Source organism: Stenotrophomonas sp. BR163 (assembly GCF_047520985.2).
Classification (GTDB): Bacteria; Pseudomonadota; Gammaproteobacteria; order Xanthomonadales; family Xanthomonadaceae; genus Stenotrophomonas; species Stenotrophomonas sepilia.
This window is the reverse complement of record NZ_JAXBRE020000022.1, coordinates 1-25,845: the sequence shown is the minus strand read 5'-3', so window position 1 is coordinate 25,845 and position 25,845 is coordinate 1. Positions and strand designations below refer to the sequence as shown.

The following is a 25,845-nucleotide window of genomic DNA, read 5'->3' as shown; positions in this document are numbered from 1 at the left end:
AATCATGAACCAAGGGTACGTGAATTCCGGGTCAGTTCCAGCCCGTCTTCTCACGCACCGTTAACGTCGTGGCTAACATCGCACCGTCTGCCCTGGTCACGCCGCCCCGGAGGACGGTGTTCGACAGCAGCCCACAGCCTGCCCGGTCGAAACCGAGCACACCAGAGGCAAGCGCGACAACCGTGGGCGCGGGTGGCTCGAGAGCCGCCCCGGCCCGCCACCTCAGCGATCCTGGGCAGTAAACGTGAAGTTGAGCGTGCGTGCGAACACCGACTCGAAGCCACGGTACGGCAGCGGCTGCGCGTTGAGCACGGCGGCCTCGATCGAACGCTTGCCGGCCTCGTCGTACGGGCAGTTCGGGCTGACCTTGGCCTGCATCACCGTGCCACCCGGAATCTGGGTGATGGTGATCTGGCAGCGCTGGCCCAGCGGCACCGTGTCCGGCCGCACCCACTGCGACAGCACCTTGGCCTGGATCGCCGCGGCGTACTTGGCCGAAAGATCATCGCTGTTGCCACCACCACCGGCGGCCGGCTGGGACGCACCGCTGGAACCGGCGGCGGCACTGCCCGCGGCATTGCGCGCGGCGGCGACCTGGCGCAGCTTCTGCTCAGCCAGCTTGGCTTCCTTTTCGGCCTGTTCGCGGCGGGCACGGATCTCGGCGATCTTCTTCTGCTTCTCGGCCTCGGCCTTGTCCGCGGCCTGACGCGCCTGATCGGCCAGCTTCTTCTTCGCGTCTTCTTCCTGCTGCTTGGCCAGGCGTAGCTTCTGCTCGGCCTCTTCCTGGCGCTTGCGTTCGGTCAGGTCGATCTGCTCCTGGCGGCGCTTGGCTTCCTGCTCCTGCCTGGCCTTCTCCTGCGAGATGGCCAACGCGCTGACCGCTTCCTGGTCCTTGGTATCCGGCTGCGCGACACGCTCCTGTGCCTGTTGCTGCTGCGGCGTGGGGGCGTCCTGTGGGCGCGGCTCGGGAATCGGCTGTGGCGGCGGAATGGTGTCTTCCGGCACCGGAACCGGCTCGGCCACCGGCGGCGGCAGGTCCTCCAGCTTTTCGGACTGGCGCAGGGCCTGGCGGGCGGCGGACGCCTCGGACGCGGACAGCGCCAGGCTGGCCTCCACCGACGGATCACCGGCGGCGGCGTCGGTGTTGCGCTCGGGTGACCAGAACCAGGCCACGATGAAGACCAGCGCGACCAGCAGGTGCACCAGCAACGCCAGCGCCAGGGGCAGGCCCCAGCCGGGTTCGCGCTGCTGCGGAGGTGGCAGGGCGTCAGCGTGCATCGGTGGCCAGGCCTACCTTGTCTACCTTGGCGCGCTTGATCACATCCATCGCGGCGATGACCTTTTCATAGGCCACGGCACGGTCGGCGGCGACGATCACGCGTACGCCCTTGTCCTGGGCGGCGATGCCGGCCAGGCGGCCCTCCAGTTCCTCGGCCGACACGGCGGTCGGTTCCTTGGCGTCGGGCAGCTTCAGGCTGAGCTGGCCGTCCTGGCGCACCGAGACGATCACCGGGTCCTGCTTGCTTTCCAGCGCCTTGGCGTTGGATTGCGGCAGGTCGACGTCGAAGCTCAGGGTGAGCAGCGGCGCGGTGACCATGAAGATGATCAGCAGCACCAGCATGACGTCGATGTAGGGAACGACGTTGATTTCCGATTTCAGCTTGCGGCGCTTGCGGCGACCGATGGCAGCGGACATGGCTTGGACTCCCGGGTCAGGCGCTTACTCGTCGCCAGCGCTCTGGCGCTGCAGGATGGAGCTGAACTCTTCGGCAAAGGTCTCGAACCGCACCGACATGCGCTCCACGCGGGTGGTGAAGCGGTTGTAGGCCCACACCGCCGGGATCGCCACGAACAGGCCGATGGCGGTGGCGAACAGGGCTTCGGAGATGCCTGGCGCGACGGCGGCGATACCGGCCTGCGCACCGCTGCTGATCATGTCGTGCATGGTCACCATGATGCCGAACACGGTACCGACCAGGCCCACGTACGGGGCAGTCGAACCGATGTTGGCCAGCAGTTCCAGGTTGCGCTCAAGCTGGTCCACTTCGCGGGTGTAGGTGGTGCGCATGGCACGCTGCGCGCCTTCCAGCTGCGCACGGCCATCCAGGCGGCGCTTGTCGCGCAGGCGGGTGTACTCGCGGAAACCAGCTTCGAAGATGGCTTCCAGGCCGGTCACGCTGCGGCTGCGGTCGGTGGCGGCGCTGTACAGCTTGCCCAGGTCGGCGCCGGACCAGAAGCGGTTCTCGAACTCGTCGGCTTCGCGGGTGGCCTGCTTGAACACGCGGGCCTTGCGGAAAATGATCACCCAGCTGACGAACGAGCCGACCAGCAGCAGCAGCACGATGATCTTCACCGGCAGGCTGGCCTTGGCCATCAGTTCGAGGTAGTTGATGCCGCCGCCGGTGGTGGCCTGGGCAAGGGTCTGTGTCGCGGCGTTGCTGACGTCGGCCGGCAGTGCCTCGGTGACCGTGGCCTGCAGGGCCAGGAGCGTTGCGATCATCCGTTGTTCCTCAGTGTTCGGATTCGGGGTGGAGGTGGGGTTGCAGCATGGCAAGGACGGCCTCGTCCATGCCACGGGGGCGGAAACTGGCCGCTTCCAGTGCGGCGATGCGGACCCGGGCCGACAGCAGCAGCTCGCCGTCGCGCAGGATCTGCTGGTCGAAGACCATGCTGGCCTTCTTCAGCTGGACCAGGCGGGCGCTCACCTGCAGGGTGTCATCCAGCCGTGCCGGCTTGATGAAATCCATCTGCATCGAGCGCACCGCGAAGACCATCCCATGCTCGGCGCGCATGCGCTCCTGGCCGTAGCCGAGCGCACGCATCCATTCGGTCCGGGCCCGTTCCATGAAGGCCACGTAGCGAGCGTGGTAGACCACGCCGCCTGCGTCGGTATCTTCCCAGTAAATGCGTGTCGGCCAACTGAATAGTGGCTCAACCGACATCGGGAACCTCCGCGAACAGATCCTGCGGCGGGTTCTTCGGCTTCAAGCCCATGTGCCGGTAGGCCTTGTGGGTGGCCATGCGGCCGCGCGCGGTGCGCACCAGGAAGCCCTGCTGGATCAGGTACGGCTCGACCACGTCTTCCAGCGTGCCGCGCTCCTCGGACAGCGCCGCGGCCAGCGACTCGATGCCGACCGGGCCGCCATCGAAGTAGTCGACCAGGGTCTTGAGCAGGCGCCGGTCGAGCTCGTCGAAGCCTTCCGGATCAACCTTGAGCATCTTCATCGCGGCCTGCGCCACGGCCTCGTCGATGTGGCCGCCCGCCTTCACCTGCGCGTAGTCGCGCACGCGGCGCAGCAGGCGGTTGGCGATACGCGGGGTGCCGCGCGCGCGCCGCGCGATCTCGCCGGCGCCATCAGCGGTGCAGTCGATGCCGAGGATGGTGGCCGAACGGCGCACGATCCGGGTCAGCTCCTCGACGCTGTAGAACTCCAGCCGCTGGACGATGCCGAAGCGGTCGCGCAGCGGCGCGGTCAGCAGGCCGGCGCGGGTGGTGGCACCGATCAGGGTGAACGGCGGCAGGTCGATCTTGATCGAACGGGCCGCGGGGCCCTCACCGATCATGATGTCGATCTGGAAGTCTTCCATCGCCGGGTACAGCACTTCCTCGACCACCGGCGACAGGCGGTGGATCTCATCCACGAACAACACGTCGTGCGGCTGCAGGTTGGTCAGCAGCGCGGCCAGGTCGCCGGCCTTCTCGATCACCGGGCCGGAGGTCACCCGCAGGGCAACGCCCAGTTCGTTGGCGATGACGTGGCTGAGCGTGGTCTTGCCCAGGCCGGGCGGCCCGAAGATCAGCACGTGGTCGAGCGCGTCGCCGCGCCCCTTGGCCGCTTCGATGTAGATCTCCATCTGCTCGCGCACCGGGGCCTGGCCGAGATAGTCGGCCAGGCGCTTGGGGCGGATGCTGGCGTCGGCGGCGTCATCCTCGCGGGTGGCGCCGGCGCCGATGATGCGGTCGTCGGTCATACCGTGATTATGCGGTAAATGGTTGCATTCCGGGGCCGGAAGCACGGTAGTGCCGGCCGCTGGCCGGCAACCCCATGAACACCGGTGGTGCGGCGGATGCCGGCCAGCGGCCGGCACTACCAGACCTCAGATCTCGACCTGGGCCCCGAGTTCGACCAGGCGGTTGCCGGGAATACGGAAGAAGCCGGTGGCCGGCGCGGCATTCCGATGCATCAGCGCGAACAGCTTGTCGCGCCAGATCGGCATGCCGCGGTTGGCGGTGGCCACGATGGTTTCGCGGCTGGCGAAGAAGGTGGTGTCCATCGGGTCGAAGTAGATGCCACCGTGGTCGCACGAGCGCATCAGCGCCAGCGGCACGTCCGGGGTTTCCATGAAGCCGAAGCGCACATAGACGCGGTAGAACTCGTCGCCCACCGATTCGATCTTCAGCCGCTGCCCTTCCATCGCATACGGGATCGGCAGGGTCTCCACGTGCAGGAACACGTTGCGCTCGTGCAGCACCTTGTTGTGCTTGAGGTTGTGCATCAGCGCATGCGGGGCGACGGTCGGGTCGGCGGTGAGGAATACCGCGGTGCCCGGCACGCGTACCGGCGGTGCCAGCATCAGGCCCGGCAGGAAGGTATCCAGGCGGATGCCGTCCTTGCGGATCTCATCGCGCAGCAGCTCGCGGCCACGGCGCCACGTGCGCATCATGGTGAACAGGAAGATGCCCAGCACCACCGGGAACCAGGCGCCCTGCAGCAGCTTGGCACCGTTGGCGATGACGAAGCCCAGATCGATGATGAAGAACACCACGCACAGCGGCAGCAGCCAGGCGCGCGCCTTCGGCCACAGCGAACGGGCCACCAGGGCCAGCAGCAGGGTGTCGATCAGCATGGTGGCCGACACCGAGATGCCGTAGGCCACCGCCAGGTTGGACGAGCTGCGGAAGGCCAGCACCAGGCCGATCACCATCACCGCGATGCCCCAGTTGATCCCCGGGATGTAGATCTGGCCGATGGTGTCGTGCGAGGTGTGCTTGATGCGCATGCGCGGGATGTAGCCCAGCTGCATCGCCTGACGCGAGACCGAGAACGCGCCGGTGATGACCGACTGGGACGCGATCACCGCCGCCATCGTGGCCAGGATGATCATCGGGTACAGCGCCCACGACGGCACTGCCTCGAAGAACGGGTTCTTCAGCGCCTCGGGGTGGTTGAGCACCAGTGCGCCCTGCCCCAGGTAGTTCAGCACCAGGCACGGCAGCACGAAGAAGTACCAGGCGTGTCGGATCGGCTTGGCACCGAAGTGGCCCATGTCGGCGTAAAGCGCCTCGCCACCGGTCACCGCCAGCACCACTGCGCCGAGGATGAAGATCCCATGCCAGCTGTGCTCCATGAAGAAGCGGATCGCCCACCACGGGTTGAATGCCTTGAGCACTTCCGGCGCATCGACGATGTTGTAGATGCCGATCGCCGCCAGCGAGATGAACCAGACCGACGTGATGGGGCCGAAGGCCTTGCCGATCTTCTCGGTACCGAAGCGCTGCGCCGCAAACACCATCAACAGCACCACCACCGTGATCGGCACGATGAAGGCATGCAGGCCCGGCGCGGCCACCTCCAGGCCTTCCACCGCACCCAGCACCGATATCGCCGGGGTGATCACGCCGTCGCCGAAGAACAGCGACGCACCGAAAATGCCGAGGATGCCGACCACGTAGGCCGAGCGCGAGCCGTTGCGCAGCGTGCGCTGGGTCAACGCCATCAGCGCCATGATGCCGCCCTCGCCGTCGTTGTCGGCGCGCATGATGATGGTCACGTACTTCAGCGTGACCACGATGTTCAGCGCCCAGAACGCCAGCGACAGCACGCCCAGCACGGTGTCGTGGTCGCTGTTGAGCCCGTAGTGTGGCGAGAACGCCTCCTTCAGCGTGTACAGCGGGCTGGTACCGATATCGCCGAACACCACGCCGATCGCACCGATGATCAGCGCCATGCCTCCTGCTGGAGGGGCGTGACCGTGGCTGCCGGGGGCAGCTGCGTGCGGGGTTTGACTGCTGGACATGGGACTCCTGGCGACGCTCAGGCGGTTCGTTGAAGGAAAGGGACGCGGCTCAGCGCAGCGCCGACTGCAGCGCCTTGCGGATCACGGTGGCCACTTCGTCGCCTTCATTGAAGGCGTCGCGGGCCATGCGTGCCGCTTCGGCCGGCTTGTAGCCCAGCTGCTGCAGGGCCACGGTGGCATCGGACAGCGGGTCGGCCGGGGCCGGGCCGCTGCCGGTGGGCAACGCGCCGCCGGCGCCGAACTGGGCGGCACGGTCACGCAGTTCCAGTACCATGCGCTCGGCAGTCTTCTTGCCGATGCCGGGAATGCGGGTCAGCGCGGTGATGTCACCGGCCTGGACCATGCGCGCGAACTCCTCGACGGAAACGCCGGAAAGCACCGCCAGCGCGATCTTCGCGCCAATGCCACTGACCTTCTGCACGTCGCGGAACAGGCGCCGCTCCCCCTCGCGCAGGAAGCCGTACAGCGAAACGCTGTCTTCCTTCTGCGCGTAGTGGGTGTACAACGTGACCTCGCGGCCGAGCTCGGGCAGGTCGTAGAAGGTGCTCATCGGCGCCTCCAGTTCGTAGCCCACCCCGTTCACGTCCACCACCAGCCACGGCGGCGCCTTGTAGGCGACGATGCCGCGCAGTCGACCGATCATTGCGTGCAGCTCCTCATTTGCGGCCCCACGCCTGGCGGGCACTGAGCCCCAGGCGGTTGGCCGTTGCCCGTACATGGGCATGGGTGATCGCCACCGCCAACGCGTCGGCCGCGTCGGCCTGCAGCTTGGTTTTCAGGTTGAGCATGAGCCCGACCATGTGTTGAACCTGTTGCTTTTCGGCGCCACCACGGCCAACCACGGCGAGCTTGATTTCGCTGGCGGCGTATTCGTGCACCGGCAGGTCGCGCAGCACCACGGCCGAGATCGCCGCGCCCCGGGCCTGGCCCAGCTTCAGCGCCGAATCGGGATTGCGGGCCATGAACACCTTTTCAATGGCCACTTCCTGTGGCTGGTACTCGCGGCACAGGTCGGCCAGGCCCAGCACCAGCAGCTTCATGCGCTGCGGGAAGTCGTCGGCGCCCAGCAGCACCAGTGGCTGGTGGTGCACGTAGGTGACGCGGCCGGCGGCATCGACATCGATGATGCCGACCCCGGTCCGCTGCGAACCGGGGTCGATGCCGAGGATGCGGGTCATGCTGCACTCCTGGCGGGGCGGAACGGGATGCGCTGGCAGGCGTAGAGGCTCATGACTTTCCGCGGTGACCGTTCAACGGCCCGCGCCCAGGCCGTCGAAGACGGCTCAGGCGTAGGCGTCGGCGCCGAGTTCGGCGTTGGAATACACGTCCTGCACGTCGTCCAGGTCTTCGAGCATGTCCAACAGCTTCTTGACCTGCAGGGCGACGTCGCCTTCAACCTTGATGTCGTTGTCCGCGCGGAAGGTGATCTCGGCGTGGTCGGCGACATGGCCGGCGGCGGCCATCGCATCCTTCACCGCGTTGAACGCGTCAGGGCTGGTGACCACATCGATCGAGCCGTCATCGGGGTAGACCACGATGTCATCGGCACCGGCCTCAATGGCCGCTTCGGTGATGGCTTCCTCGTCGGCCCCTGCGGCGAAGCTGAGCACGCCCAGGCGCTTGAACATGAAGGCCACCGAGCCCTCGGTGCCCATGTTGCCACCGCACTTGCTGAACGCATGGCGGACATCGGCCACGGTGCGTACGCGATTGTCGGTCAGGCAGTCGACGATCACAGCCACGCCACCCGGGGCGTAGCCCTCGTAGCGGACTTCCTCGTAGTCGACGCCTTCCAGCTCACCGGTCGCCTTCTTGATGGCACGCTCGATCACGTCCTTGGACATGTTCACGGCCAGGCCCTTGTCCACGGCCACGCGCAGGCGCGGGTTGTTGTTGGGGTCGCCTCCACCGCCGCGCGCGGCAACGCCGATCTCGCGGATGATCTTGGTGAAAATCTTGCCGCGCTTCGCGTCGGACGCGTTCTTGCGGGCTTCGATGGAGGGGCCTCTACCCATGGGTGCTACCGTCTGGCTGCTTCAGGATCAAGGCGCGGATTCTACCTGATCGGGCGCTGCAACCGTGTCTAGGCCCGTATTGTTGTAGAGCCGAGCCAATGCTCGGCCCAATGGGCCCGACGGAATGCAGCCGAGCATGGGCTCGGCTCCACAGGGCGACCCTGCCTCCCCTGCCCCTATGCTGCCGCCGCGTCGCGGCTGTGGTCGAACTTGCCATGACGCAGGAAATGCGCGGTCTGCCGCGCGGCGTCGGGCGACACCACCAGGCCGCTGTGGCTGGTGCGGACCACGCAATGGTCGGCCAGGCCCGGCAGCCGGGTCTCGGCCAGTGCCACGGTGCCGTCGGAGGCATCGTCGATGGCACCCAACAAGCTGCCCAGACCATGCGGCACCGAGCCGGCGATCAGGCCAACCTCGGCCCTACCCTGCCAGTCCGGCAGGCCATCGAGTAGCAGCTCGCTGCTGCGTCCCAGCGCCAGGCCCCAGCCATGCTCGGACAACGAGCGTGCGGTGCCACTGCCACGCAGCGGTGAACCCAGGCAGACCACCCGCTGCACCGGCAGCTGCGGATTGCGCCGCAGCGCTTCCAGCGCCAGCAACCCTCCCAGGCTGTGGCCGACCAGCGACAACGGCCCGGCATCGGCCAACCGTTCCAGCAGCTGGGGCACCGCCACGTCGGGACCACCGAACACCGAGGAGTAACCGAACGCATGCACCTGGAAACCACGCGCGCGCAGGCGCCAGGCCAGCGGCCCGACCCAGGCGCGGGCATTCCAGATGCCATGCAGCAGCAATACGGGGGGAGTCATGCAAACAGCCTGGCGGTCAGCGGGGCAGGAACGTGAGGTGATTGAACACGCGCGCGCAGCAAGCGGCGGTGAACGTCAGGCCGCGCGCGGTGCGCGGCGCAGGATGAATTCAAGATCGTTGGTATTGCCGACCGGGAACAGGTACTCGCCGGCCTTCTCGAAACCATAGCGCGCGTAGAAGCGTTGCGCGCCGAAGTTCTCCGACCACACGCCCAGCCACAGCGTGCGCGGGCCTTCGCGCTCCAGCCAGGCCAGCGCGGTTTCCAGCAGGCGGCTGCCCCAGCCGCAGCTCTGCTGCGTCTTGATCAGGTACAGGCGCTTGAGTTCGCCGTCACCGGGCTTCACATCCGGATGCGGCAGGCCACAGGGGCCGGCGGCGGCATGGCCGACCGCCTCCCCATCCAGTTCCAGCAGCCACACCGCGTAATCGGGGTGGGCCAGGATCACGCGCTGGCGCTCGACCGTGTAGGCCTCCTCCAGGAAGGCCTGCAGGTCCTGCGGCGGGTACAGATGGCCGAAGGTTTCGGTGAATGTGCGGGAGGCCAGCGCCGACAGGGTCGGCGCATCGTCCACGGTGGCGCGGCGGATCGAATACATGCAGGAAGTTGACGCCAGCGCGAAGCGGGGGTCAAGCCTTTTCAGGCGACTCCGCTTCTTCTTCCTCGTCCTCTTCCTCGTCCTCTTCCTCGTACTCCTCTTCGTCCTCGTCCTGGTCCTCTTCTTCCTCGTCCTCTTCGTACTCTTCCTCTTCGTCGTCCTCGTAATCCTCGACGCCGAAGTCTTCACCGTCCCAACGGCCTTCGCCGTCGGCGACGAAGGTCAGGGCCATCGCCGCCGGGTTGGTACCGACGCGGACCAGCCAACCACCGAACACGCGTGCACGCTCGGTGACCAGGTTGGCCTCGGAGCCTTCATTGCCCAGCTTTTCCCACTCCAGCGAAAACGCAAACTCGGTCATTGCCTGGATCTCCTGATCAGTTGGTCTTGGGGCGAACCTGGATGTGCACTTCGGCCAGCTGCGCGTCGACGATCGGCGACGGCGCGTCGGTCATCAGATCCTGTGCACCGGTGGTCTTCGGGAACGGGATGACGTCGCGGATCGACTCGGTGCCGGCCATCAGCGCGGCGATGCGGTCGATGCCGAAGGCGATGCCACCGTGCGGCGGCGCGCCGTAGTTCAGCGCGTCGAGCAGGAATCCGAACTTGGCGCGGGCCTCTTCGGGGCCGATGCCGAGCAGCTCGAACACTGCGCTCTGCATGTCCGGACGGTGGATACGAATCGAACCGCCGCCGATTTCATTGCCGTTGAGCACCATGTCGTAGCCGCGCGAGACGGCGGTACGGGCGTTGGCGCGCAGGTCGGCGATGTCGTCCACGGCCGGTGCGGTGAAGGGGTGATGCAGGGCGACGTAGCGCTGTTCTTCCTCGTCCCATTCGAACATCGGGAAGTCGGTGACCCACAGCGGCGCCCAGCCATCGGCGATCAGGCCGAAGTCCTTGCCGGCCTTCAGGCGCAGTGCACCCATGAAGTCGGAGACCTTGTTGTAGCCACCGGCACCGAAGAACACGATGTCGCCGTTGCCGGCGCCAACATGGGCGACCAGCGCAGCGAAGGAGGCCTCGCTGAAGAACTTCTGGATCGGCGAGCTGACTTCACCGTTGTCGGCGATCTTGATGTAGGCCAGGCCCTTGGCGCCGTACTTGGCGGCGTGCGCGGCGTACTCGTCGATCTGCTTGCGGCTCAGCGCTGCACCGCCCGGGATGCGCAGCGCGGCGACGCGGCCTTCGGCATCGTTGGCCGGGCCGGTGAACACTGCGAACTCGCTGTCCTTGACCAGTTCAGCCACGTCGACCAGCTCCAGCGCGATGCGCAGGTCCGGCTTGTCCGAACCGTAGCGGCGCATCGCCTCGGCCCAGGTCATGCGCGGGAAGCTGGCATCCAGCTGGACGTCGACCACTTCCTTGAAGATGGCGCGGATCATGTCTTCGACGAAGTCCTGCACGTCGCGCTCGCGCACGAAGGCGAATTCCATGTCCAGCTGAGTGAACTCCAGCTGGCGGTCGGCACGCAGTGCTTCGTCGCGGAAGCAGCGCGCGATCTGGTAGTAACGGTCGAAGCCGGCCACCATCAGGATCTGCTTGAACAGCTGCGGGCTCTGCGGCAGGGCATAGAACTCGCCCGGGTGCATGCGCGCCGGCACCAGGAAGTCGCGCGCGCCTTCCGGGGTGGCCTTGGTCAGGATCGGGGTTTCGATGTCCTGGAAGCCCTTCTCGTCCAGGTGGCGGCGCAGGGCCTGCACCAGCTTGATGCGGGTGCGCTGCATGCGCTGCATTTCCGGACGGCGCAGGTCCAGGTAGCGGTACTTCAGGCGGGTTTCCTCGCCCGGGTTCTCGTGGGCGTGGAACGGCAGCGGCGCGGCCTTGTTCAGCACAGTGATGGCAGTGGCGATCACTTCCACCTTGCCGGTGCGCATCTTGTCGTTCACCGCGTGGCGGGCGCGCACGACGCCCTCCACCTGCAGCACGTCTTCGTAGCCCAGCGAAGCCGCCACGGCGAACACTTCGGCGTTGTCGACCTCCACGGTCACCTGCACGATGCCTTCATGATCGCGGAGATCGATGAAGCAGACGCCGCCCTGGTTACGGGCCACGTCGGTCCAACCGGCGAGGGTGACAGTCTGGCCAATCAGGGTCTCGTCGACCAGGCCGCAGAAGTGGGTACGCATTGGGGGAAGCTCCGCTGGAGAACGCCGGCACCGGATGGGGGCCGGAAAGCCCCGTATTCTGCGGCCGAGGCCCCGGCCGGGGCAAATCCGGCCAGTCACACCGGCTTGATCATCCCCCTCCCTATAGTCAGGCACCTGCCACCGTATGGGATGCCGCCATGAATCCGCTGTCCCTGGCCCGCCTGGCCGTGACCCTGAGCCTGGGCACCATCACCACGCTCGCCCTGCCCTCCGCCCCGGCCGCCGCGCAAAGCGGTGTGATCCGTTGCGAGAGCCAGAACAACCGAGAACGCGTGTGCAACACAGGCTGGCGCAATGCGCAGCTGGTCCGCCAGCTGTCCGGCAGCGCCTGCGACGAGGGCCGCACCTGGGGCAGCCGCAATGGCAGCATCTGGGTCACCAATGGCTGCCGCGCCGAATTCGTCGAGGCCCGTGGTGGCTGGGGCGGCGGCAACGGCGGTGGCTGGGGCGGCAACAACGGCCGGCCCGGCGAGACCATCCGCTGTGAGAGCCAGAACAATCGCGAACGCAGCTGCCCGGTCGGCTGGCGCAATGCCCGCCTGGTCCGCCAGCTGTCCGGCAGCCCCTGCGACGAAGGCCGTACCTGGGGGGTGCGCAACGGCGCGGTGTGGGTCAGCAACGGCTGCCGCGCCGAATTCGCCGAAGCTCGCGGATGGGGTGGCGGCGGGGGCGGTGGCTGGGGCGGCGGCAACAGCAACTACTCCATCACCTGCAGCAGCAACAACAACCGCACGCAGAACTGCGACTGGGATGAGCGCCAGGGCCGGCCGATGCTGCAGCAGCAGCTGTCCGGCAGCGCCTGCCAGGAGGGCCGCAGCTGGGGCTACGCACGGGGCCAGGTGTGGGTGAGCAACGGTTGCCGGGCGCGCTTCGGTACACGTTGAGTTACGGGGTCGGATCCCTGGCCAGCGGCCGGGGCTCTGACCCGACCAGGTATCCCGCTTCCACGCATGGCGCGGATCTACTGGGGGTCTTTCCGGGGGCGGAGCGCTTTACAGGAGGCATCCGACCCCGCGATCACGGTGCGGGCGCTTTGTCGTCGCCCCACGGTGGCGGTGGCAGGTCGACCGGCTTGCTCAGGTCGAACTTCACGCGGAAGCGGCGGCCGTCCGGGCGGCCCAGCTCGTAGACGAAGGTCTGGTCGGGGTCGATCTCCATCGCCCAGGTGTTGTGCGTGGAGGCCAGCATGTCGGCACGACGGAACATCGCCACCGAATCGGCATCGGCCGGGAACTGCTGGCGCTCGGCGGTGCCCGGCGGCGTGCTGTCGCCACCGTACAGGGTGATCGCGTCGGGGCTGCCGTCTTCGTGGCGATGGTCGTGCTTCAGCCGCAGCCCGTTCGGCGTGCGGGTCAGCACCCAGGTCCGCGAGTGGTCATCACCGACATGGAACGGGATGCGCAGCTCGTGCGCCGGGTCGGCGCAGCCGCGCACATGCATGACCAGGCGCTGCCCGGCGAACGGATCCTTGGCGGTCGGTGCAGGCGTGTCCTCCACCACCTTGCCGACGTAGGCCTGGCCGCAATGTGCGGCGATGGCGGCCATGAACGCATCGGCCGGTGCGGTCGCCAGGTCATGGGCGACCGTGTCGGAGCGCTGCGTGCACGCAGCGAGGCTGAGCAGGAGGGCGGCGGTAGTGGCAACGGCAATCGGTCTCATACCCCAACCCTAACGGCCATGGACGATGGGCGCAAACCGCGCGCCAGTCCCGCTCAGCGCTCGGCAGACGGTGCTGCCGGCAGTGCTTCGGTCGCCGCCGCTACCGGCGCGGCCTCGCCCTCGCCGGCCGGCTCCTGCTCCACCGGATCAACGTCAAACGGTGTACGGAACACCAGCGACGGCAGCAGCGTGGTCAGTGCGGCGTACAGCAGCAGCGCGCCGAACAGCACCGCCGGAATCTGGAAACGCTCGCGCATGATCGCCGCCAGCACCAGGGTGAAGATCAGGGTCGGAGCCAGCGCCAGCGAGACGCGCAGGCTGCTGCGGAAGCTCTCGCCGAACATCACCCGGCGCTGCAGCCAGACCACGCCGATGCGCAGCGGCAGCACCACCAGGGTGATCACGATGCCCAGCCCCAGCGCCTCGAAGCTCAACGCTTCGCTGGGCACCTTGGTGCCGGCGTTGAAGAAGTAGAACGGCACGAAGAACGAGGCGAACAGGCGCAGCGCGTGCAGGTTCTCGTGCGAGGCCAGCAGCGGCATGCGCTGGTGCAGCAGGCGCGCAACCAGGCCGGCGATGAACGCGCCCACCAGGTAATACACGCCCAGCAGGTAGGTGATGTAGGCCGCCACCATGCCGACCATCACCAACAGCGAGAACTCCGAGCCCGGCGCGTGCGGCGCCACCCAGCGGCCCAGCGCGATGAACAGCAGCGGCAGGCCGACCATCATCGCCAGCAGCGCCAGGCTGGACAGCGCCATGTGCCCCGGGTCGCCGGCCTGCAGCACGATGAACAACGCCGCCAGCGCCAGCAGCTCACCGGCGATGGCCTTGCTGGTCACCCAGAACCGTTCGTCCTCGCTCAGGCCCAGCCGCGACAGCGAGTCCATGATGAAGCCGGTGGAGGGCGTCAGCAGCGCCAACGCCAGCAGCCCGGCGGCCTGCCACGGCAATCCTGCGTAACGCCAGGCCAACCAGCCGACGCCGAACAGCGTGCCGGTACGGATGACCAGATGTGCCAGCAGCGGCCACATGCCCCGGCGCAGCGCCTGCAGATCCACTTCCAGGCCGGCGAACAGGAACAGCGAGGAAATGCCCAGGGTGGCCAGCAGTCCGATCACCGCATCATGTGCCTGATCCCCCAGCCAGAGCATGCCGATGATGCCGAACAGCAGGCAGGTCAACGGGGCAGGCAGGCTGAAACGCTGCAACGCGCGTGGGATCACCAGCAGCGCGAAGATCAGCAGCAGGTAGATCAGTTCATGGCTCATGGGGTCTTCCGTGGGGTTGGAACGCGCGCAGGATGCGCGCGCTGAACCGATCCGGCAAGCCGTTTTCGAATGACCCCGGTTACCTCATCCGATCATCGCGTCGGCCAGCGCCCCCACCCGTGCAAGCACCGCTGCGCGCTGGTCGTCATCGACCGACGCGCCCTGCAGATAGGCGGTGACCACCCACACTGCGCCGCCCGCATGCGGCCACAGCACGGCGATGTCGTTGCGCGTGTCATCACCGTTGCTTCCGGTCTTGTCCCCCACCCGCCAGCGCTTGCCCAGCCCGGCGCGCAGGCAGGCATCGCCGGTCTGGTTGTCGATGAGCCAATCAGTGAACTGCTGGCGCGATGCCGGCTGCAGGCCATTGCCCACCGCGAAGCGGGCCAAGCTGGTGGCCATCGCGGCCGGGCTAGTGGTATCGCGCGGGTCTCCCTTCGCGAACAGATTCACGTCCGGCTCGTTGCGGTCATTGCGGGTAACGCTGTCGCCCTGCCCGCGCAGGAATGCCGTCAGCGCCGACGGCCCGCCCACCACCTCCAGCAGCAGGTTGGCCGCCGTGTTGTCGCTGGTGGTCAGCGTGCCCCGGCACAGGTCGCGCACCGTCAGGTCCTTGCCCACATGGCGGCGCGCCACCGGGGTGTAGGACAGCAGATCCTTTTCGGCGATGGGCACACGTGTGTCGAGCGAAACGCGGCCTGCATCGGCAAGGCTCAGCACATGGGCAACCAGCATCGACTTGAACGTGCTGCACATCGGGAAGCGCTCGTCCTGACGATGTCCGCCGATGCGACGGCCGTTACCGGCGTTCAGCACGGTGACGCCCAGACGGCCACCGCTGGCTTTCTCCAGCGCGGCGAAATCGGCGGCGTCGGCAATGGCGGCGTTCGCGGCGGATATGCCGGACGATGGGGAAACAGCTCGCGCCAACGCCGGGGCAAGCAGCGAGGAAGCAACGGCAGCACCACTGAACTGCAGGAATCGGCGACGGGCGAGCATAGGGGTTCTCCTGGTGACCGCTCGATTATTGGCGCTTCCCCTGCAGCCGACCAGCGCGAAAAATCAAGGAAAGCCATAAGTTGAACTCATGCCTGTCGTAACCAACTTGTTGATATTTACGAAATTCCTTATTGAACGGTAGGATCAACCATCACCATGGCTCACGGCTTTCCGATGCTGCACCCGACCCTGCCACTGAACGCGCTGCGTGCTTTTGAAGCCGCCGCCCGCCATCAGAACTTCACCCGTGCCGCGCTGGAGCTGTGTGTCAGCCAGGCGGCGCTGAGCCACCAGATCCGGGGCCTGGAAGACCGGCTCGGCATCCGCCTGTTCCATCGCCTGCCGCGCGGCGTGGCGCTGACCGATGAAGGCGCAGCGCTGTATCCGGTGCTCAACGAATCGTTCGAACGCATCTCGGCCAGCATCGCGCGCTACACCGGCGGGCCGGCCCGTGAAGTGCTGACGCTGGGCGTGGTCGGTACCTTCGCCACCGGCTGGCTGCTGCCACGGCTGACCGCATTCGAGGCCGCGCATCCGGACATCGAGCTGCGCCTGCAGACCCACAACAACCGCATCGACCTGGCCGGCGAAGGGCTGGATCTGGCCATCCGCTTCGGTGATGGCGACTGGCAGGGCCAGGCCTGCACGGCGATCCTCGATGCGCCCTTCGCGCCGCTGTGCGCCCCGGCATTGGCGCGGCGGCTGAAGCAGCCGCGCGACCTGGCCACGCTGCCGCTGTTGCGTTCCTATCGCAGCGACGAATGGCCGCGCTGGCTGCAGGCGGCCGGCGTCAGCGGTGTGGAAGCCCGTGGGCCGGTGTTCGATTCCTCGCTGACGGTGGCGATGGCCGCCGCCGGCGGTGCCGGCGTGGCCTTGCTGCCGCTGCGCATGTTCGAGCAGGAACTGGCCGAAGGCCGCCTGCTGCAGCCGTTCGACACCACGCTGGAGCTGGGCCGATACTGGCTGACGCGGCTACGTTCGCGCGCCGAGCGCGAGCCGGCCAAGCGCTTCCGCGAGTGGCTGCAGGCGCAGGGCGCGTAGGCAGTGCCGGCCGCTGGCCGGCAATCCCTTGATCGTTGTGGGCGCATCGCGCTGCCGGCCAGCGGCCGGCACTACCGGTCAGGACTCGAGCAGTTCCATCCAGGCGGCTTCGGCCTTTTCCAGCTGCGCGGCGGCGGTTTCGCGATCGCGGCCAAGCACGGCCATGCGCGTGGCATCGGCATAGTTGGCCGGGTCGGCGAGTTGGCGGTCCAGCTCGGCCAGCACACCTTCCAGCTCGGCCACCTTGGCCTCGGCGGCGGCCAGCTTGTGCGGGTTCACGGGCTTTTTCTGCACCACCTGTGCCACCGGGGCGGTCTTGACCACCACCGGTTCTTCCACCTGCTCCATGCGGGCCTTCGTGCCCTGCGCCTGCGGACGGGTGCGCAGCCACGCGGCGTATGCATCCAGGTCACCGTCGAACGGCTCGACCACGCCATCGGCCACGCGCCAGTAGGTATCGCAGACCAGGCCGATCAGGTGGCGGTCATGCGAGACCATCACGATCGCGCCTTCGAAGGTGGCCAGTGCTTCGGCCAGCGCTTCGCGCATTTCCAGGTCAAGGTGGTTGGTCGGTTCGTCCAGCAGCAGCACGTTCGGCTGCTGCCAGGCGATCAGCGCCAGCGCCAGGCGCGCGCGCTCGCCACCGGAGAAGCCATCCACCGGCTCGAACGCGCGGTCGCCCGGGAAATTCCACTTGCCAAGGAAATCGCGGAACGACTGGTTCGGCGCATCCGGGGCAATCTCGCGGAAGTGCTCCATCGGCGACTGGCCTTCGTGCAGCGACTCCACCGTGTGCTGGGCGAAGTAGCCGATCTTCAGGTCCGGGTGCGCCATGCGCTCACCGACGATCGGCGCCAGTTCACCCACCAGGGTCTTCACCAGGGTGGTCTTGCCGGCGCCGTTCGGGCCGAGCAGGCCAATGCGCTGGCCCGCTTCCAGGCCGAAGCCGACGTTGTGCAGGATCACCGCGTCCTGGCCATAGCCGGCCTCGACGTGATTCAGGCGGATCAGCGAGAACGGCAGCTTGGCCGGCGGCGCGAACTCGATGCGGAACTCGCGTTCGGCGCGCACCGCTTCGGTGCCGGCCAGCTTGGCCAGGCGCTTCATGCGGCTCTGCGCCTGCGCGGCCTTGCTGGCCTGCGCCTTGAAGCGGTCGATGAAACTCTGCAGGTGGGCACGCTCGGCCTGCTCCTTCTCGTGCGCGATCTGCTGCTGGCGCAGCTGTTCGGCGCGCTGGCGCTCGAAATCGGTGTAGCCGCCCGGGTAGAGCTTGGCGCCGCCGCCGTGCAGGTGCAGGGTGTGGGTGGCCACGTTGTCGAGGAACTCGCGGTCATGCGAGATCAGCAGCAGGGTGCCCGGGTACTTCAGCAGCCACTGTTCCAGCCAGTACACCGCGTCCAGATCGAGGTGGTTGGTCGGTTCGTCGAGCAGCAGCAGGTCGCTGGGCATCATCAGCGCGCGGGCCAGGTTCAGGCGCACGCGCCAGCCACCGGAGAACGAGGACACCGCGCGGTGGTGGGTCTCGGCCGGGAAACCAAGGCCGTGCAACAGCTTGCCGGCGCGCGCTTCGGCGTCGTAGGCGCCCATCTCGGCCATCTTCGTGTGTGCGTTGGCCACCGCCTCCCAGTCTTCGCGGGCGGTCGCCTCGGCCTCTTCGGCCAGCACCGCGGCCACCTCGGTATCGCCGCCCAGCACGAAGCTCAGCGCCGGGTCCGGCAGCGACGGGGTTTCCTGGGCCACGCTGGCGATACGGACCTTGCCGGGCAGGTCGACGTCACCCTTGTCGGCCTCCAGTTCGCCCTTCACCGCCGCGAACAGGCTGGATTTGCCAGCACCGTTGCGGCCGACCACACCTACCCGGTAACCGGCGTGCAGGGTCAGGTCGACATTGGACAACAGCAGCCGCTCGCCGCGGCGCAAGGCGAAATTACGAAGGGAGATCATCGGGGAAGGGGTCCATATAACCGGATGGAATGTGCTGGTGAGCACTGTTCCTGCGACGCAATTCTAGCGTTAACGAATACTTGACGCGTCCCGGGATGCGCAGTGGCCGACGTTCCTCTCTCCCACGTCCTCGCCGCGCGCGTCCCGGGTCTCCTCCCCGCCGATGCCTGTCCGGGCTAAATGGTTGCTGCTGCAACGTTTTTTCCGATGACCGGCATTTGACAGGCACTGAATATCCCGTTAATTGCTGTATTGCGCACCGCAACAACCGCCGTCCGCCTCACCCCCGTGATGTCGATTCCGGTGCCGCCCCCGCCAACCGGAGCCCCATCCCGATGACCCGCAAGACCAGCCTGATCGCCGCCGCCGTCGCTGTCGCACTCGGTGGCTCTCCGTTCCTTGCCGCTGCCCAGCAGGCCGGCACCGCCGCCAATACCCTGGACACGGTGATCGTCACCGGCACCCGCGTGGCCGACCGCACAGTCGCCGAATCGCAGTCGCCGATCGACATCATCACCCCCGAAGCGCTGCAGTCCACCGGCACCAGTGAGCTGGCCACCGCACTGTCGCGCGCCCTGCCCTCGCTGAACTTCCCGCGCCCGGCCTTGACCGACGGCACCAGTGGCGTGCGCCCGGCGCAGCTGCGCGGCCTGTCACCGGACCAGGTGCTGGTGCTGGTCAACGGCAAGCGCCGCCACACCTCGGCGATGATCAACGTCAACGGCAGCATCGGCCGTGGCTCGTCGGCGGTGGACATCAACGCGATCCCGATCGCCGCCATCGAGCGCGTGGAAGTGCTGCGCGACGGTGCGTCGGCACAGTACGGCTCGGACGCCATTGCAGGCGTCATCAACATCGTGCTCAAGGGCAGCGGCCGTGGCGGCAGCCTGGCCGTGGACTACGGCCAGTACTCGGCCGGTGACGGCAACAAGTACCAGCTCTCCGGCGATACCGGCGTCGAGTTCGGCAACGGCCGTGGTCGCGTGCACGTGGCTGGCCAGATCAGCCAGCAGGACGAGAGCAACCGCGCCGGCCCGTACCGCGGCACCACGCCGAATACCGGCAACTTCCCCAGCATCGGCCAGAAGACCTTCATCGTCGGCGACCCGCGCGTGGATGCCACCGCCGCCTCGGCCAACGCCAGCTTCGACTTCAGCGACCACGTGACCGGCTACGCCAGCGCGCTGCTCAGCAACCGCGACATCACCTCGTTCGCGTTCTACCGTTCGCGCAACCACAGCGGGCAGAGCGCGCTGCTGGCGCAGACCTACCCGGACGGCTACGTGCCGGAGATCAACCAGTACTCCAAGGACCGCTCGCTGGTGGCCGGGGTCAAGGGCAACACCGACAGCGGCTGGACCTGGGACCTGAGCCTGAACCACGGCGAGAACACCCTCGACTTCCACACCCGCAACAGCATCAACTACAGCCTCGGTGCGACCAGCCCGCGCTCGTTCTACGACGGCACGCTGAAGTACCAGCAGGACATCTTCAATGCCGATCTGACCAAGTCACTGGACTGGGGCCTGGCCTACCCGGTCACGCTGTCCTTCGGTGGTGAGTACCGCAAGGAAAAGTGGGACCAGAACCCGGGCGAGCTGAACTCGTACACCGGCAGCGGCGCGCAGGGCTTCGCGGGCTTCACCCCGACCAATGAAGTGCATGCCGACCGCCACAACTACGCGGTCTATGCCGGCCTGGAAGCGGACCTGACCGAGAAGTTCTCGGCCGGCATCACCGGCCGCTACGAGGACTACTCGGATTTCGGCGACCGCTTCTCCGGCAAGCTGTCGGCGCGCTATGCATTCACCGACAAGGTCGCGCTGCGTGCCACCGCCTCCAGCGGTTTCCGCGCGCCCTCGCTGGCGCAGCAGGGCTACCAGGCGGTGACCAGCCAGTTCCTCAATGGCGTGTTCGTCGAGCGTGGCACCTTCCCGACCACCAGCCCGGCCGCGCAGGCGCTGGGCGCCTCGCCGTTGAAGGCCGAAACCTCCACCTCCTACAGCCTGGGCCTGGTGCTGCAGCCGGTCGACCGCCTGTACATCACCGTCGATGCGTACCAGATCGACATTGATGACCGCATCGCGCTGTCGTCCAGCATCACCACCAACGCCGCCACCAGCGCGCTGCTGGGCACCCTCGGCCTGCCGCAGGTGACCGCGTTCTCGTACTTCACCAACGGCCTGGATACGCGCACCCGCGGCGTCGACTTCGTGTCCAGCTATACGGTGCCGTTCAGCGCCAGCAGCCTGGAGCTGACCGCCGCCTACAGCTACAACGACACCGAAGTGCGCCGCGTCGGCGGCACTCCGGCGGTGTTCGGCACGCTGGGCCTGACCCAGTCGCTGATCGGCCGTGATGAGATCGGTCGCATCGAGGACAGCTACCCGCGCGACAAGGCGATCCTGAGTGGCACCTGGCGTTCGGATCACTGGGAACTGGGCCTGGCCGCCACCCGCTACGGCAAGTTCACCGTGCGCAACTCGGCCACCGCGCTGCGCGACCAGACCTACGGCGATGCCTGGGTGGTGGATGCCTCGGCCAGCTACAAGCCGAGCAGCAACTGGACCCTGACCGTGGGCGCCGACAACCTGCTGGACAAGTACCCGGACCGCACCGAAGACCTGCAGAACTCCACCTTCGGCATGCTGCCGTACAGCAACTACTCGCCGTTCGGCTTCAACGGCGCGTATGTGTACGGGCGGATCAAGTACACATGGTAAGGGGTAGTGCCGGCCGCTGGCCGGCAACTCCTAGCCACATCTCTCACACCCGCCGGAGTGATCCGGCGGGTGTTTTGTTATGTGCTGCGGGCAAGATCAGCCGCGCGGCTGGCAATTGGACGTGCGATGACCTTCTGCGATCACACGGACAGACTCGAGACAGTTGTCCAGACTGTCAAAATTCACGCTCACTTGAAGACCAGGCAGCGACCACCTCGCGCTGCCAAACGTTCCTTCATCAAGCCAACGACTGGCTCGTTGATCCATGCGCTCTTCGAGAATGGACGGCGGATCATCGAATTGAAGGCCGAATGGCAGCGGCCCAGCCCAGGCTCTTGAGTTTCCCAGTCGATCGCGGACGAAACTGATGCCGGTGCATACCGGATGGCTACCGGGCACGCCCTGCCTACTGTCAAAGTAAAGGATGAAGCCATGCTCGTCGGCTCTATCAACGACCTCGCTGCTCGCCTCCGCCATCAGACTCGCAAGACCAAGGTCCCGGAACGCGACCTGGAAATCGGGGTCATTGGTCGATCTGCCGAGGACAGCGAGCACCTGCTCCGCCGAAGGGTACTCGCGCGTTGCCGGTGCGCAAGCCAATGGATGCATGGGAATTCCCAAGCTGATATCAAAGATCCCACACGCTCCTGCCTGTTTGATGCATCCAGCCTGATACGTCAGACGGATGCGGTAGTCAGGCAACCACCACGCGTCACGCCTGCCGGCGTGCAAGCTGTCCCCAAAGCCCGCCGTGGCGAGCCTTTCACGCGCTGTCGTCCTATCGTCCTCCCATTGCAGGCCAAACAGCAGGTCGCCTTCGTACCTGCGCATGACATCCGGAATGCCGGCCGTCACCGCAACGTTGGTGAAGATCAGCTCACCGCTCTTGCCGTGCGAAGCAATGGATCGCCCGTTCCAGTAGTTGCGCTCGCTGAAGGAGAACAGCATGCCCCGCGCGCTCACACGCACAATCGCCTCGTAAGGGCTTTTGGCAGGACGGGCCAGCTCTGGCCTTCGCCTGACGCCAAGCGACTGCAGCATCGTTGAGACGGCTGGGTCAGTGGCGCTTCTGCCAAACAGGGCCGTTATCGCCTGTAGGTCCATTCATTCCTCTTGTGGCAGCCCCAGGCTGACGCAGCGGACTCCCCTTTCACCGTCGTAGTCGACAGCCAGCTCCAGCTTTCCGAGCATCCATGCGTCGACATTGCCAGACAGACCAAACACCATTGGCGCCCCCAGATCGGCAGATGCGTCCGACCTGATCTGGTGCCTGGACATCAGGAAGTTCAGGCCGAAAGGCATCGGCCCTTCATACTGGGTGCCGGTGTCATTTCGCCAGCCCCAGAAGATCACGTCGGTGAGCATCCAGGGGCCATCATCGATGTCGTGATAGGCGGTCTCTGAGACCAGACCGGCATCCTTGAATTCAAGCTGCAGTCCAGCAGCGTCATCTGCCCAGATCCGGCGACCACTGACACCCAGGCGGTAATCATCCAGATTCTGAAGCTGGATTCCGATCCTGGAAAAGATGGTTTCGAGCTCCTTCGATTCCGAATCTCTACCGATCGCGGCGATGAACTCTTCAACGGTGGGATGATTCATGAAATTCCGCCTATCTGTATGGGCGAGATGCGCCTACGTAGCGCTTACGGATGGTGATCGCTACGCTTGATGGGGATGCTCAACGAGATGCAGCGAATCGAGTCATCTGGACCAGAGAAATCAACCGCAAGCTCCAAGCCACTGATGCACCAGACATCCACCTCACCATCAAGTCCCATTTCAACAGCATTCCCTGCACTCAACGCGGCGAGTCGCTCCCTTACATGCTGGCGCAGCATGGAAAAGCTCAGTCCACAGGGCAACGGGCCTGAGTAGGCAGGATTCTCCTTCCTGACTCTGTTCTTCTTACTCACTCTCGCTCCCCAGAGCGCTACGCTCGTCAGTACCCAGGGCCCTTCGCCCAGGTCGTGGCAAGGAATGCCCACCAGCAGCCCGACGTCCTTGAATTCCAACTGCAGCGTATTTTCCTCGTCAGTCCAGAACCGCATTCCCGCCAACTTCAACGGATAGTGACGAAAGTCGCGCTCACCAATTTCCAGATCAAGGAACAAGCGGGACAGGGGCGCCGAGCTTGTGTCTTGACCTATCGCCTGAATCACTACGTCAATGGCGGGAAGCTTCACGTGGTCGTTCGCCCATGCGGTCTGGAGAGAGCAGGCCCCTCTGATTGGTCAGCAGAACGGAGTAGCGGACACATGGTGACGTGTTCCGGACTCGAGGAACCCTCCGCCAGATTGCAAACTTCAGCCCCCTCGCCTGCGCCTCCCGGCCGGCCACCGGCCCTTGGATGCTGTCGCATCGACTGAAAACCTTGGCGCACAGGGGCAAAGGGTCCTGCGATGGCACCGCCGCGTATCGAACCCATCCCCTTCCTGTGCCTTTCTCGGGTGGCGTCGGCCTGGCTGCGGTTCACGGTCCAGAGCCACTGGCCACCCCAAATAGGTCCGATCCCGACAGCGCCACCCTCGATCGCGCCGCACACGCCAGGCCGGACGCCGACCACTGATGGCTCCGCCCACTCAACGATCCGATACGCTGGCCGGGTTTGCCGTATGTGGCCGCATCGGTGAAAATCGGGGCATTCCCCCGATTTCCTGCGAGTGCCGATGCACCATGACACCGACCTGATCAACATCGTGGCCGTTGGCCTGGGGCTCGCCTTCATCTTCGGCGCGCTGGCCAACAAGCTCCGCTTGTCTCCTCTGGTCGGTTACCTGGTTGCTGGCATCTGCGTAGGTCCGTTCACACCCGGCTTCGTCGCCGACCAGGCGCTGGCGAACCAGCTGGCCGAGCTGGGCGTGATGCTGCTGATGTTCGGCGTCGGCCTGCACTTCTCGCTGAAGGACCTGATGGCGGTCAAGGCCATCGCCATTCCCGGTGCCATCGGGCAGATCGCGGTCGCCACCCTGCTCGGCTGGGGCGTGGCCTCGCTGATGGGCTGGCCCGCCATCCATGGCGTCATCTTCGGTTTCTCGCTGGCCACCGCCAGTACCGTGGTGCTGCTGCGGGCGATGGAGGAACGCCGTCTGCTGGAGACCATGCGCGGCAAGATCGCGGTCGGCTGGCTGATCGTGGAAGACCTGGCCTGCGTGCTGGCACTGGTGATGATGCCGGTGATGGCCGGTGTGTTCGGCCCCAACGCGGCCAAGGAGTCGCACTCGCTGGGCAGCGTGCTGGCCGACATCGGCTGGACCTTCGTGCAGCTGGGCCTGTTCGTGGCGGTGATGCTGGTGGTCGGGCGCCGGGTCATCCCTTGGATCCTCGAACGTATCGCCGGTACCGGTTCGCGCGAACTGTTCACCCTGTCGGTGCTGGCAATCGCGCTGGGGGTGGCGTTCGGCTCGGCGATGCTGTTCGGCGTCTCGTTCGCGCTGGGCGCGTTCTTCGCCGGCATGCTGCTCAACGAATCGGAACTGAGCCACAAGGCCGCGCACGATTCGCTGCCGCTGCGCGATGCGTTCGCGGTGTTGTTCTTCGTCTCGGTCGGCATGCTGTTCGACCCCAACATCCTCGTCCAGCATCCGTGGCAGGTGCTGGCCACGGTGCTGATCATCATGTTCGGCAAGTCGGCAGCCGCGTTCTTCATCGTGCGTGCGTTCGGCCACCCGACCAGCACTGCGCTGACCATCTCGGCCAGCCTCGCCCAGATCGGCGAGTTCGCCTTCATCATCGCCGGCCTCGGCGTGGCGCTGCAGATCCTGCCGAAGGAAGGCCAGTCGCTGGTGCTGGCCGGCGCGCTGGTATCGATCATGCTCAACCCGCTGGTGTTCGGCCTGCTCGACCGTTGGCAGGCCAAGCAGGAAACACAGCCGCAAACGCCGGAGCCGGAAGAGGCGACCGGCCCGTCGCGCGACCTGCATGACCACGCCATCGTGATCGGCTATGGCCGGGTCGGCAGCGAGCTGGCACAGGTGCTGCGCGATCGCGGCGTGCCGGTGCTGGTGATCGATGACAACAAGGAGCACGTCGAGCAGGCGCACGCCAGGGGCCTGGCAGCGATCCGCGGCAGCGCCGCCGCCGACCGGGTGCTGGCCGAGGCCCATCCGGAGCGGGCCAAGATCGCAGTGCTGGCGATCCCACAGCCGCTGGAAGCCGGCGAGGCACTGGCCAAGCTGCGTGCGATCAACCCGGACCTGACCCTGTTGGCACGTGCGCACAGCGATGCCGAAGTGAAGCATCTGCTGGAGCATGGTGCCGATGGCACGGTGATGGCCGAGCGCGAGCTGGCCTATTCGCTGGCGGAGATGGTCATGTCCACGCCGCCGTACCGGAATCTGGGGCAGCACAGCATTCCGGTGGTATGAGGGGTGTGCTTGCGGCAGGGCTTGCAGCCCTGCACCTGCCAAGGCAACGGTAAAGGCAAAGGCAAAAGCTGACTATCCGTGGGATGGCGGGGTGGGTCCGCTTGCAGGGGCCGCTGCAAGTACGTCCATGTAAGCTCGGTCGCCGCTTGCTCGTGTGCGCAATCCTGCGCACACGGCAAGACCGGGGTTGGGCGTCCTGCCCAACCCGCCCGAGGCATGCCTCGGGCCCATGCGGCTCACGCCCCCGCAACC

The 25,845-nt window shown here is 66.5% G+C and carries 24 protein-coding genes; 4 read left to right on the top strand and 20 right to left on the bottom strand.

Going from position 1 to position 25,845, the window contains the following annotated elements:
* Positions 1-222 precede the first annotated feature (222 nt).
* The 13 genes from tolA to aspS form a co-directional block, all read right to left on the bottom strand.
* On the bottom strand, positions 223-1,278 hold the full coding sequence (tolA, locus tag ACM0PY_RS16225; RefSeq protein WP_069139342.1) for a cell envelope integrity protein TolA: 1,056 nt from the start codon (positions 1,276-1,278) through the stop codon (positions 223-225).
* On the bottom strand, positions 1,268-1,696 hold the full coding sequence (gene tolR, locus ACM0PY_RS16220; protein ID WP_005410751.1) for a protein TolR: 429 nt from the start codon (positions 1,694-1,696) through the stop codon (positions 1,268-1,270). The genes tolA and tolR overlap by 11 nt, the downstream gene beginning before the upstream one ends.
* Positions 1,697-1,720: 24 nt before the next feature.
* Positions 1,721-2,500, bottom strand: a complete 780-nt coding sequence (gene tolQ, locus ACM0PY_RS16215; protein ID WP_005410752.1) for a protein TolQ — start codon at positions 2,498-2,500, stop codon at positions 1,721-1,723.
* 10 nt (positions 2,501-2,510) lie between these two features.
* The gene (ybgC, locus tag ACM0PY_RS16210) at positions 2,511-2,942 is read right to left on the bottom strand and encodes a tol-pal system-associated acyl-CoA thioesterase (protein WP_049413323.1); all 432 of its coding nucleotides are present in this window, start codon (positions 2,940-2,942) and stop codon (positions 2,511-2,513) included.
* Positions 2,932-3,972: a Holliday junction branch migration DNA helicase RuvB gene (gene ruvB, locus ACM0PY_RS16205; RefSeq protein ID WP_005418515.1), complete on the bottom strand. Its 1,041-nt coding sequence runs from the start codon at positions 3,970-3,972 to the stop codon at positions 2,932-2,934. Before ruvB ends, ybgC begins: the two co-directional genes overlap by 11 nt.
* Positions 3,973-4,098: 126 nt before the next feature.
* Positions 4,099-6,018, bottom strand: coding sequence for a potassium transporter Kup (locus tag ACM0PY_RS16200; RefSeq protein WP_134972610.1), 1,920 nt, complete (start codon positions 6,016-6,018; stop codon positions 4,099-4,101).
* A 49-nt stretch (positions 6,019-6,067) separates the two neighbouring features.
* Positions 6,068-6,661 carry a Holliday junction branch migration protein RuvA gene (gene ruvA, locus ACM0PY_RS16195; protein WP_005418517.1) on the bottom strand — a complete coding sequence of 198 codons (594 nt, stop codon included), beginning with the start codon at positions 6,659-6,661 and terminating at the stop codon, positions 6,068-6,070.
* 13 nt (positions 6,662-6,674) lie between these two features.
* Complete coding sequence (gene ruvC, locus ACM0PY_RS16190) at positions 6,675-7,196, bottom strand: crossover junction endodeoxyribonuclease RuvC (RefSeq protein WP_005418518.1); 522 nt, start codon at positions 7,194-7,196, stop codon at positions 6,675-6,677.
* Positions 7,197-7,301: 105 nt separating this feature from the next.
* Complete coding sequence (locus tag ACM0PY_RS16185; RefSeq protein ID WP_005418519.1) at positions 7,302-8,033, bottom strand: YebC/PmpR family DNA-binding transcriptional regulator; 732 nt, start codon at positions 8,031-8,033, stop codon at positions 7,302-7,304.
* Positions 8,034-8,209: 176 nt separating this feature from the next.
* Positions 8,210-8,842 carry an esterase/lipase family protein gene (locus ACM0PY_RS16180; protein WP_032954421.1) on the bottom strand — a complete coding sequence of 211 codons (633 nt, stop codon included), beginning with the start codon at positions 8,840-8,842 and terminating at the stop codon, positions 8,210-8,212.
* A gap of 75 nt (positions 8,843-8,917) precedes the next feature.
* Positions 8,918-9,439 carry a GNAT family N-acetyltransferase gene (locus ACM0PY_RS16175; RefSeq protein WP_180884027.1) on the bottom strand — a complete coding sequence of 174 codons (522 nt, stop codon included), beginning with the start codon at positions 9,437-9,439 and terminating at the stop codon, positions 8,918-8,920.
* A gap of 31 nt (positions 9,440-9,470) precedes the next feature.
* Positions 9,471-9,800 carry a DNA primase gene (locus ACM0PY_RS16170; RefSeq protein WP_134972608.1) on the bottom strand — a complete coding sequence of 110 codons (330 nt, stop codon included), beginning with the start codon at positions 9,798-9,800 and terminating at the stop codon, positions 9,471-9,473.
* A 16-nt stretch (positions 9,801-9,816) separates the two neighbouring features.
* Positions 9,817-11,568: an aspartate--tRNA ligase gene (aspS, locus tag ACM0PY_RS16165; protein ID WP_134972607.1), complete on the bottom strand. Its 1,752-nt coding sequence runs from the start codon at positions 11,566-11,568 to the stop codon at positions 9,817-9,819.
* 158 nt (positions 11,569-11,726) lie between these two features.
* On the opposite strand from aspS, the gene ACM0PY_RS16160 reads away from it, so the two are divergent.
* The gene (locus tag ACM0PY_RS16160) at positions 11,727-12,473 is read left to right on the top strand and encodes a DUF3011 domain-containing protein (protein WP_180884025.1); all 747 of its coding nucleotides are present in this window, start codon (positions 11,727-11,729) and stop codon (positions 12,471-12,473) included.
* A 133-nt stretch (positions 12,474-12,606) separates the two neighbouring features.
* On the opposite strand, the gene ACM0PY_RS16155 is transcribed toward ACM0PY_RS16160, so the two are convergent.
* The 3 genes from ACM0PY_RS16155 to blaL2 all read right to left on the bottom strand — a co-directional run bounded on the left by ACM0PY_RS16155 (position 12,607) and on the right by blaL2 (position 15,518).
* Positions 12,607-13,248: a hypothetical protein gene (locus tag ACM0PY_RS16155; RefSeq protein ID WP_134972794.1), complete on the bottom strand. Its 642-nt coding sequence runs from the start codon at positions 13,246-13,248 to the stop codon at positions 12,607-12,609.
* A gap of 53 nt (positions 13,249-13,301) precedes the next feature.
* Positions 13,302-14,519, bottom strand: coding sequence for a cation:proton antiporter (locus tag ACM0PY_RS16150; RefSeq protein ID WP_072167665.1), 1,218 nt, complete (start codon positions 14,517-14,519; stop codon positions 13,302-13,304).
* Positions 14,520-14,603: 84 nt separating this feature from the next.
* Positions 14,604-15,518: a L2 family extended-spectrum class A beta-lactamase gene (gene blaL2 / locus ACM0PY_RS16145; protein WP_180884023.1), complete on the bottom strand. Its 915-nt coding sequence runs from the start codon at positions 15,516-15,518 to the stop codon at positions 14,604-14,606.
* Between the two features lie 174 nt (positions 15,519-15,692).
* Between blaL2 and ampR the strand changes: the two genes are divergently transcribed.
* Positions 15,693-16,559 (top strand): LysR family transcriptional regulator AmpR, encoded by an 867-nt coding sequence (gene ampR, locus ACM0PY_RS16140; protein ID WP_180884031.1) that lies wholly within the window; start codon positions 15,693-15,695, stop codon positions 16,557-16,559.
* 78 nt (positions 16,560-16,637) lie between these two features.
* Here ampR and ACM0PY_RS16135 read toward each other — a convergent pair whose 3' ends face one another.
* Positions 16,638-18,503, bottom strand: coding sequence for an ABC-F family ATP-binding cassette domain-containing protein (locus tag ACM0PY_RS16135; protein WP_180884020.1), 1,866 nt, complete (start codon positions 18,501-18,503; stop codon positions 16,638-16,640).
* A 335-nt stretch (positions 18,504-18,838) separates the two neighbouring features.
* On the opposite strand from ACM0PY_RS16135, the gene ACM0PY_RS16130 reads away from it, so the two are divergent.
* The gene (locus ACM0PY_RS16130; RefSeq protein WP_180884018.1) at positions 18,839-21,226 is read left to right on the top strand and encodes a TonB-dependent receptor plug domain-containing protein; all 2,388 of its coding nucleotides are present in this window, start codon (positions 18,839-18,841) and stop codon (positions 21,224-21,226) included.
* A gap of 96 nt (positions 21,227-21,322) precedes the next feature.
* On the opposite strand, the gene ACM0PY_RS16125 is transcribed toward ACM0PY_RS16130, so the two are convergent.
* The 3 genes from ACM0PY_RS16125 to ACM0PY_RS16115 all read right to left on the bottom strand — a co-directional run bounded on the left by ACM0PY_RS16125 (position 21,323) and on the right by ACM0PY_RS16115 (position 23,412).
* Complete coding sequence (locus ACM0PY_RS16125) at positions 21,323-22,267, bottom strand: hypothetical protein (RefSeq protein ID WP_229301563.1); 945 nt, start codon at positions 22,265-22,267, stop codon at positions 21,323-21,325.
* Positions 22,268-22,330: 63 nt separating this feature from the next.
* Positions 22,331-22,828 carry a hypothetical protein gene (locus ACM0PY_RS16120; protein ID WP_180884016.1) on the bottom strand — a complete coding sequence of 166 codons (498 nt, stop codon included), beginning with the start codon at positions 22,826-22,828 and terminating at the stop codon, positions 22,331-22,333.
* 44 nt (positions 22,829-22,872) lie between these two features.
* Positions 22,873-23,412 carry a hypothetical protein gene (locus ACM0PY_RS16115; protein WP_180884014.1) on the bottom strand — a complete coding sequence of 180 codons (540 nt, stop codon included), beginning with the start codon at positions 23,410-23,412 and terminating at the stop codon, positions 22,873-22,875.
* 483 nt (positions 23,413-23,895) lie between these two features.
* Between ACM0PY_RS16115 and ybaL the strand changes: the two genes are divergently transcribed.
* Entirely contained in the window at positions 23,896-25,593 is a 1,698-nt protein-coding gene (gene ybaL / locus ACM0PY_RS16110) for a YbaL family putative K(+) efflux transporter (protein ID WP_134972391.1), read from the top strand.
* Positions 25,594-25,845: the final 252 nt, after the last annotated feature.

Coding starts and splice junctions, on each gene's coding strand:
- tolA (WP_069139342.1), bottom strand. CDS start 1,278: ATGCACGCTGACGCCCTGCCACCTCCGCAGCAGCGCGAACCCGGCTGG.
- tolR (WP_005410751.1), bottom strand. CDS start 1,696: ATGTCCGCTGCCATCGGTCGCCGCAAGCGCCGCAAGCTGAAATCGGAA.
- tolQ (WP_005410752.1), bottom strand. CDS start 2,500: ATGATCGCAACGCTCCTGGCCCTGCAGGCCACGGTCACCGAGGCACTG.
- ybgC (WP_049413323.1), bottom strand. CDS start 2,942: ATGTCGGTTGAGCCACTATTCAGTTGGCCGACACGCATTTACTGGGAA.
- ruvB (WP_005418515.1), bottom strand. CDS start 3,972: ATGACCGACGACCGCATCATCGGCGCCGGCGCCACCCGCGAGGATGAC.
- ACM0PY_RS16200 (WP_134972610.1), bottom strand. CDS start 6,018: ATGTCCAGCAGTCAAACCCCGCACGCAGCTGCCCCCGGCAGCCACGGT.
- ruvA (WP_005418517.1), bottom strand. CDS start 6,661: ATGATCGGTCGACTGCGCGGCATCGTCGCCTACAAGGCGCCGCCGTGG.
- ruvC (WP_005418518.1), bottom strand. CDS start 7,196: ATGACCCGCATCCTCGGCATCGACCCCGGTTCGCAGCGGACCGGGGTC.
- ACM0PY_RS16185 (WP_005418519.1), bottom strand. CDS start 8,033: ATGGGTAGAGGCCCCTCCATCGAAGCCCGCAAGAACGCGTCCGACGCG.
- ACM0PY_RS16180 (WP_032954421.1), bottom strand. CDS start 8,842: ATGACTCCCCCCGTATTGCTGCTGCATGGCATCTGGAATGCCCGCGCC.
- ACM0PY_RS16175 (WP_180884027.1), bottom strand. CDS start 9,439: ATGTATTCGATCCGCCGCGCCACCGTGGACGATGCGCCGACCCTGTCG.
- ACM0PY_RS16170 (WP_134972608.1), bottom strand. CDS start 9,800: ATGACCGAGTTTGCGTTTTCGCTGGAGTGGGAAAAGCTGGGCAATGAA.
- aspS (WP_134972607.1), bottom strand. CDS start 11,568: ATGCGTACCCACTTCTGCGGCCTGGTCGACGAGACCCTGATTGGCCAG.
- ACM0PY_RS16160 (WP_180884025.1), top strand. CDS start 11,727: ATGAATCCGCTGTCCCTGGCCCGCCTGGCCGTGACCCTGAGCCTGGGC.
- ACM0PY_RS16155 (WP_134972794.1), bottom strand. CDS start 13,248: ATGAGACCGATTGCCGTTGCCACTACCGCCGCCCTCCTGCTCAGCCTC.
- ACM0PY_RS16150 (WP_072167665.1), bottom strand. CDS start 14,519: ATGAGCCATGAACTGATCTACCTGCTGCTGATCTTCGCGCTGCTGGTG.
- blaL2 (WP_180884023.1), bottom strand. CDS start 15,518: ATGCTCGCCCGTCGCCGATTCCTGCAGTTCAGTGGTGCTGCCGTTGCT.
- ampR (WP_180884031.1), top strand. CDS start 15,693: ATGCTGCACCCGACCCTGCCACTGAACGCGCTGCGTGCTTTTGAAGCC.
- ACM0PY_RS16135 (WP_180884020.1), bottom strand. CDS start 18,503: ATGATCTCCCTTCGTAATTTCGCCTTGCGCCGCGGCGAGCGGCTGCTG.
- ACM0PY_RS16130 (WP_180884018.1), top strand. CDS start 18,839: ATGACCCGCAAGACCAGCCTGATCGCCGCCGCCGTCGCTGTCGCACTC.
- ACM0PY_RS16125 (WP_229301563.1), bottom strand. CDS start 22,267: ATGCTGCAGTCGCTTGGCGTCAGGCGAAGGCCAGAGCTGGCCCGTCCT.
- ACM0PY_RS16120 (WP_180884016.1), bottom strand. CDS start 22,828: ATGAATCATCCCACCGTTGAAGAGTTCATCGCCGCGATCGGTAGAGAT.
- ybaL (WP_134972391.1), top strand. CDS start 23,896: ATGCACCATGACACCGACCTGATCAACATCGTGGCCGTTGGCCTGGGG.